Below are 6,228 nucleotides of genomic sequence, written 5' to 3' on the forward strand. Positions count from 1 at the left end.
GTCCCCGAGGTCGCTGTGCTGCTCGTCGATGACCAGGACCTGGTGCGGTCGGGCCTGCGCCGGATCCTGCGCCGCAAGGACGGTTTCGTCATCGTGGCCGAGTGCGCCGACGGAGACGAGGTGCCCGCCGCGGTGGCCGAGCACCGGCCCGACGTCGTCGTGATGGACCTGCGGATGCGCCGCGTCGACGGCATCGAGGCGACGCGCAGGCTGTGTGGCAGGCCGCCGGTGCTGGCGCTGACCACCTTCAACGAGGACGAGCTGTTATCGGGGGCGCTGCGCGCCGGTGCGGCCGGCTTCGTGCTCAAGGACTCGTCGGCCGAGGAGTTGATCCGCGCGGTGCGGGCCGTCGCCAGGGGCGACAGCTATCTCGATCCCGCGGTGACCTCGCGCGTGTTGACCACCTACCGCAAGGCCGCTCCCGGGCCGCGCGGCACGGCGATCGGTGAGCTGACCACCCGCGAACTCGACGTGTTGACGTTGATCGGGCAGGGCCTGTCCAACACGGAGATCGCGAATCAATTGTGCATCTCGGGCGTCACGGTCAAGAGCCACATCGGCCGGATATTCGGGAAGCTCGATCTGCGCGACCGTGCCGCCGCGATCGTCTACGCCTACGACAACGGCATCGTCGCTCCGCGCTGAAGACTTACAGCGGCGCCGATTGCTCGGCCAGGTTCAGCATGACGTAGGCCATGCACATGAGGAAGTTGAGCACCACCATGATCAGGCCGGCGAGCATCAGCGACCGGGTACCGCGTTGCCTGAGCCTCTTGTAGCGCGCGGCACGCAATTCGCGGTCGAGCCGGATCGCGATCAGCGCGAAGTTCACGTTCATCAGCTCGTGGGCGGCCAGCGGCGCGCCCTCCAGCATTTGGCGCAAGCGCTCCGGTGCCGTTCGAACGCCCACCCGCTCGAAGCTCTGGCTCAGACGTAGCGCCCGCCGCCGGCGGAGCGATTCATATGGCAGCCGAAGCCGCCGCGCAAGTTGCCCTCGATCGTCCCCCCAGGGGTAAGACGGGGTCATCACAAGCGGGATTCTAAATCGCCCGGCGCCACTTTTGCGCTGCGAACACGAATTATGTTGGGACAGATCACTTCGCCGCACCGCCGCTCATTTGCTGGGAGGCCGGTAGGTCGAGATAGCGCTCCAGGTTGCGATGCATGTTGATCACGCGGCGCTCCTCGCTGGACAACACCAAGTGAGTGAAGCCGGGTTGGTGCATGCCGCGCTGCAAGCCGGGCAGCACCGCGATGTCTTGCGTGAGCACCACCCCGGGCTCGGCCGACTCGGCGGCCATGCGGACATCCGTCGGCTTGGTGTGCGGCGCGCCCGGCGGCATGCGGGTCATCAAGAACATGACCAGCTCACCCTTGTCGGGCGACGGGTCGGCGGCGGGGCGCGCGCACATCACGGTCAGGTGGTCGGCGTTGGCGAGAAGCGTCATGTTAGGAAACACGTTGTACTGATGCAATCGGGTCATTCGATCGGTGTCAGCCCAGTTGAGATCCACGCCGCGGGTTGCGGCGAACGCCCGCGTTCGGTCGGCGATCAGGTCGGCAACCGTCTGCCCGGGCCTCCGTTCCTCGGCGGGGAAGGGGGTGCCTTCGGCCGCGCCCATCAGCGCGCCCTGCGTATAGACGTAGGCGTCCCAGACCTCTTCGTCGCTCAGCGCACCGTCAAACCGTGGGCTCTGCACACCGTAGGGCTGGTCCGATTTCCCGGTGTGCCCCCAAATCCGTTGCGGTGCATGGATGTCGTCGACGCAGCGCAGCAGTTCGGGATGCAGGGTCTGGATGTGGTAGGTCTCGCTGTATCCGTCGGCGATCGTTTTCCAGTTGGCGTCGACCTCGACGGTCAGGGTCGCATAGCAGTGGAAATCCTCCAGGTGGCACCAGGCGATGTCGTCGGGCACCGCCTCCAGGTACTCGATCAGGGACACCGCGCCCGGGTCGAGGGTGACGAAGACGAGCCCCGCCCAGGTGTCGACGCGCGCCGGCAGCAGCGGAAAGTCGGACATGCGCAGCCCGCCGAAGCCCTTGCGGTTGGGCACCCGTTTGAGCGCGCCGGCGAGGTCCCACGTCCAGCCGTGATAGCCGCATTTGAGTTCGTGCAGGCCCGAACCCGATCCGGTGCACAGCGAATTGCCGCGGTGCCGGCAGACGTTCTGGAACGCGCGGAGCACCCCGTCGTCGTCACGGACGATGAGCACCCCATAGGGGCCGCAGCGGTATTCGAAATAATCACCGGGCGCCGCGACGTGGTCGAGCATGCAGGCCAGCTGCCACACCCTCGGCCACATCCGCTGCGACTCGAGCGTCGCGAAGGCGGGGGAGTAGTAACGCTCGGCGGGCACCAGCGTCGGGCACTCCGGCGGGGCGCCGATGGCGTCCTCGTCGCGGGTCCGCGCCGGATTGCCGGCCGCCGTCGCCATCGCGGGAGCTCTTAACGCGCTCCGCGGACCAGGCGGCCGGGGCGCGCCCCGGTGTCGACGTCGTCGCGGCGGGTCACCGTTCCGCTGACGATGGTCGCGGCATAACCGCTGGCCCCCTGCAGGATTCGGTTGCCGCCGGCGGGCAGGTCGAACGCCATCGCGGCCGGATGCAGTGTCAGCGCGTCCATGTCGATGACGTTGATGTCGGCCTTCTTGCCCGGTTCGATGGTGCCGCGGTCGGTGAGGCCGAACAGGTGCGCGGTGTCGCGGGCTTGCTTGCGGATCACGTACTCCAGCGACAGCTTCTCGCCGCGGTGCCGGTCCCGCGCCCAGTGCGTGAGCAGGAACGTGGGATAGGAAGCGTCGCAGATCATCCCGCAGTGGGCGCCGCCGTCGGATAGCCCGAGAACGCCGGCGGGGTGCAGCATCATCTCGCGGATCGCGTCGTGGTTGCCGTCGGCGTAGTTGAACAGCGGCAGCATCAGCATGTTGGTCGCGTTCGACTCCAGCATGAGGTCGTACAGGGTGGACAACGGGTCCTCGCCGCGGGCCTCGGCGATGGCCGCGACGGTGCGGTCCGGGGTGGGCTCGTAGTCCGGCGGATTGCCCAGGGCATACAGCCGTCCCAGCGAGTGCTGCACCAGGGCGAACATGCCGTCGAACAACAATGTGGGGTCGGGGGGCAGGTCGTCCTCGGCGAGGATCGCCGCCTTCACGGCGGGGTCGGCCAGCCGCTGTGCGAGCTCGTCGCGGCTGCATTCGGCCTTCAGCCGGCGATAGGTGGGCCGGTGGCTGAACCCGTGATGACCTTGGAAGCCGATCATCATGCCGAAGGGGCGCGCCGCGATCTGCGGGTAGAGGCGGGCGCCCGCGGCGTGCGCGTCCGCGGACAAGTCCAGCATCTCCCGCCACAGCTTCGGGTCGGCGTCCACCTGGATCAGCGCGAAGGACACCGGCCGGTCGATCTCGCCGCTCAGTCGCCGCATCCAGTCCAATTCCTTTTTCGGGCCGATGATGTCCTCGCCCGCGGCGCCCTGCGGGGCCAGCTCGAACACCGCCTGGCCGCCGGCCGCCATCGCGCGGCCGAGGCCGAACAGCTCTTCCTCGGCGGCGAAGGTGCCCGGCACCGGCTCACCATCCATCGCGCGGTGGCCCATCGTGCGCGACGTGGAGAAGCCGAGCGCCCCGGCCTCGATCGCCTCGCGGACCAGCCGACCCATCGCCTCGATGTCCTCGGGGGTGGCCGGTTCGTTGCGCGCGCCCCGCTCGCCCATGGCGTAGGCGCGGACGGCGCCGTGCGCGACCTGGCTGCCGACGTCGACGGCGAACTTCTGCTTGTCGACCGCGTCAAGGTACTCCGGGTAGGTCTCCCATCCCCAGGTGATGCCCTCGGTCAACGCGGTCCCGGGGATGTCCTCGACGCCCTCCATCAGCTCGATCAGCCACTGCTCGGTGCCGGGCCGCACGGGCGCGAAGCCGACGCCGCAGTTGCCGGTCACGATCGTGGTCACGCCGTGGCCGCTGGAGGGCTCCAGCAGGCTGTCCCAGCTGACCTGACCGTCGTAGTGGGTGTGGATGTCGACGAATCCGGGTGCCACCACGCGACCTGTCGCATCGATGGTTTCGGCCGCCTCGCCGGTCAGCGTGGGGCCGTCGGCGGAGCGGCGAACGACGTCGACGATCTTGCCGTCCTTGATGCCGATGTCAGCGAGAAAGCGTTGCGCGCCCGTGCCGTCGACGACCGTGCCACCGATGATCTTCAGGTCGAACATGAGACTTCCCTTCGCCGGGTCGCGGGCTGTCCCTGGCGGGCTGAGCGCGAGGCACGCCGGATTTCGCTACGGTAGGTAGCGTAACTCTTGGCGCGACGAAGGCAATAGCCTCGGCCGAATTGGTCCGCCGTCAGAGCGAGCCCTTCAGGGCGTCGACGGTTTCCAGATCATCGAGTGCCGCGACGCCGCGCCGCAGGCCTTCCATCGCAATGTCTTCGAGCTGCATGCCACCCATCCCGGTGGTGATCAGCGGGGCGACGTATGCGTACAACGCGGCCTGGCGGAACCGCAGCCACAGGTCGTCGCGGTCCAGCTCGGGTCCGCCGGCGGCGATCAGCGCCCGCCGGTAGTCGTCGAGGAGTTCGCGCTGGTTGGCCTGGCGGTCCTCCGGCGTCAGGCTGGTGATCAGGGTGTAGGCCAGTTCGCGCGACGGGTGTCCACGGCGCACCGCCTGCCAGTCCAGCAGCCCGGCCTTGCCGCCGTGGAAGTACATGTTGCCCGGGTGGGCATCGCCGTGCATGACGGTATGTGGGGGAGTGTCGATGAGCGCCGCGACGGCGCGGTAGTTGTCGGCGATGAACTTGCCGTTTTCCACCGGGATCGTGGTCCGCTCGGCCAGCCGCTTGATGGAGTTGTGCATGAGCGACCCGGTCAACAGCGACGTGACGTCGCCCGACGGGGTGTACAGCCAGCCCATCGGCCCGCGCCCGTCGCGCGGCAGCCGCCCCCAGAAGGTGGCGTGCAGTTCGGCAAGCAGCTCGACGATCAGGCCGGCCTGGTCGGCCGACAGCGGGTGCAGCGTGTCGGGGAACTCGCACGACTCCGCCGGCAGGTCCTCGAGGACCAGCAGGTATCGGCCGGTCCACGGGTCGAACGCCGTGCCGTGGCAGTAGGGGACGCCGATGACCTGCGGCGCGAGCTCCCGGTAGAAGCGGACCTCGGTGTGTCCCAGGCGTCCGAGTTCGCCCATCAGCCGGGTGGCGGCGGCCTGCGCCGCGACCTTGACGAACACCGAGTCGGGGACCTCCCTGCCGGTCAGTACCAGCCGGCCACGCGAGGAGGTGCCGGCGTCGCGGCTCAGCACGCGGATGGATCGAACGGTGGTCCCCATGACCCGGGACAGGGTGGCGGGGTCGATGTCCTCGACCGTCCGTGGCAGGCCGAATCGGCCTCCGACCACCGCGTCGGTGGCCACCCGCCCCGCACCGCGGCCCAGGTGAGCGGCTAAGCCGAGGATGGAAAATGCTTGTCCCACAGGAGTTTTCATGTCCATCCATCCTGATTTGCGAGCCGGCCGCAGTGCTGCGCGCTTAACACCAGCGGCGTCGGACAAAATCGATCGAACGTCTGGACATCAGACAATATACGATTATTGTCTGATCTGTGGCACCAAGGCCCTCACCACGAACTGCTCGACGAATTCTCGTTTGTCCGCGGCGGGGCGAAATCGCCACGAGGGCGCCAGCAGAAACAGCGTCGCGGTGTGCAACCACTGGACGATCGACCGGAAATCGACGTCGGGGTAGAGCAGCCCCGCCGCTTTCCATCGGTCCAACAGCGGCCCGTAATGCCGCAGCAGCAGCTCCACGATCGGTTCGGAACCCTTCTCGAGCGCCGACGCCACCGCGGTGCTCTCGGCGGCGAACAACGCTTCGTTCAGCGCGTTGCCGTCCACCGATTCCACCCGCGCCAGCACCATCTCCGGCACCGATCGAACCGGGTCGTCCGGGGCGGGCAGCGAGCGCACCAACTCGGCGAGCGCGCTGTCCACACGCGACAGCATCAGGCCCAGCAGGACGTCATCGCGGCCCGGGAAATACCGGTACACCGTCGACCGCGAGACGCCGGCCTCGTCGGCCACCTCGCCCATCCGGAACTGGGTGTTGCCGCGCCGGACGATGCAGCGGCCGGCGGCATCCAGGATTCGTCGACGGGCCTCCTCGTCATCGAGGATCGCGCGATCGTCGCCCCAGCGCCGGCTCGGTTCCATGGCGGCGATGTTACGGGATGCGTTGTGCTGC

The 6,228-nt window shown here is 68.4% G+C and carries 6 protein-coding genes; 1 reads left to right on the plus strand and 5 read right to left on the minus strand.

The annotated features are described in order from the left end of the window. Positions 1–645 (plus strand): response regulator transcription factor (locus A9W96_RS06750; protein WP_231999615.1); only part of this gene is annotated, 645 nt, incomplete at its 5' end. 4 nt (positions 646–649) lie between these two features. Here A9W96_RS06750 and A9W96_RS06755 read toward each other — a convergent pair. The 5 genes from A9W96_RS06755 to A9W96_RS06775 all read right to left on the minus strand — a co-directional run bounded on the left by A9W96_RS06755 (position 650) and on the right by A9W96_RS06775 (position 6,197). After that, the gene (locus A9W96_RS06755; RefSeq protein ID WP_066861940.1) at positions 650–910 is read right to left on the minus strand and encodes a hypothetical protein; all 261 of its coding nucleotides are present in this window, start codon (positions 908–910) and stop codon (positions 650–652) included. Between the two features lie 184 nt (positions 911–1,094). Beyond that, entirely contained in the window at positions 1,095–2,435 is a 1,341-nt protein-coding gene (locus A9W96_RS06760) for an SRPBCC family protein (RefSeq protein WP_066878496.1), read from the minus strand. An 11-nt stretch (positions 2,436–2,446) separates the two neighbouring features. Next, a complete protein-coding gene (locus A9W96_RS06765; protein WP_066878494.1) occupies positions 2,447–4,207 on the minus strand; it encodes an amidohydrolase family protein in 1,761 nt (586 codons plus the stop codon). A gap of 130 nt (positions 4,208–4,337) precedes the next feature. Beyond that, a complete protein-coding gene (locus A9W96_RS06770; protein WP_197499425.1) occupies positions 4,338–5,474 on the minus strand; it encodes a phosphotransferase in 1,137 nt (378 codons plus the stop codon). A 102-nt stretch (positions 5,475–5,576) separates the two neighbouring features. Next, positions 5,577–6,197, minus strand: coding sequence for a TetR/AcrR family transcriptional regulator (locus tag A9W96_RS06775; RefSeq protein ID WP_066861958.1), 621 nt, complete (start codon positions 6,195–6,197; stop codon positions 5,577–5,579). Positions 6,198–6,228: the final 31 nt, after the last annotated feature.

Origin of the sequence: Mycobacterium sp. 1245852.3, from assembly GCF_001669335.1 — a bacterium.
In the GTDB taxonomy this organism is placed as follows: domain Bacteria; phylum Actinomycetota; class Actinomycetes; order Mycobacteriales; family Mycobacteriaceae; genus Mycobacterium; species Mycobacterium europaeum_A.

Excerpts from the sequence above, each read along its gene's own strand:
- A9W96_RS06760 (WP_066878496.1), bottom strand. The coding sequence starts at position 2,435 with ATGGCGACGGCGGCCGGCAATCCGGCGCGGACCCGCGACGAGGACGCC.
- A9W96_RS06765 (WP_066878494.1), bottom strand. The coding sequence starts at position 4,207 with ATGTTCGACCTGAAGATCATCGGTGGCACGGTCGTCGACGGCACGGGC.
- A9W96_RS06770 (WP_197499425.1), bottom strand. The coding sequence starts at position 5,474 with ATGAAAACTCCTGTGGGACAAGCATTTTCCATCCTCGGCTTAGCCGCT.
- A9W96_RS06775 (WP_066861958.1), bottom strand. The coding sequence starts at position 6,197 with ATGGAACCGAGCCGGCGCTGGGGCGACGATCGCGCGATCCTCGATGAC.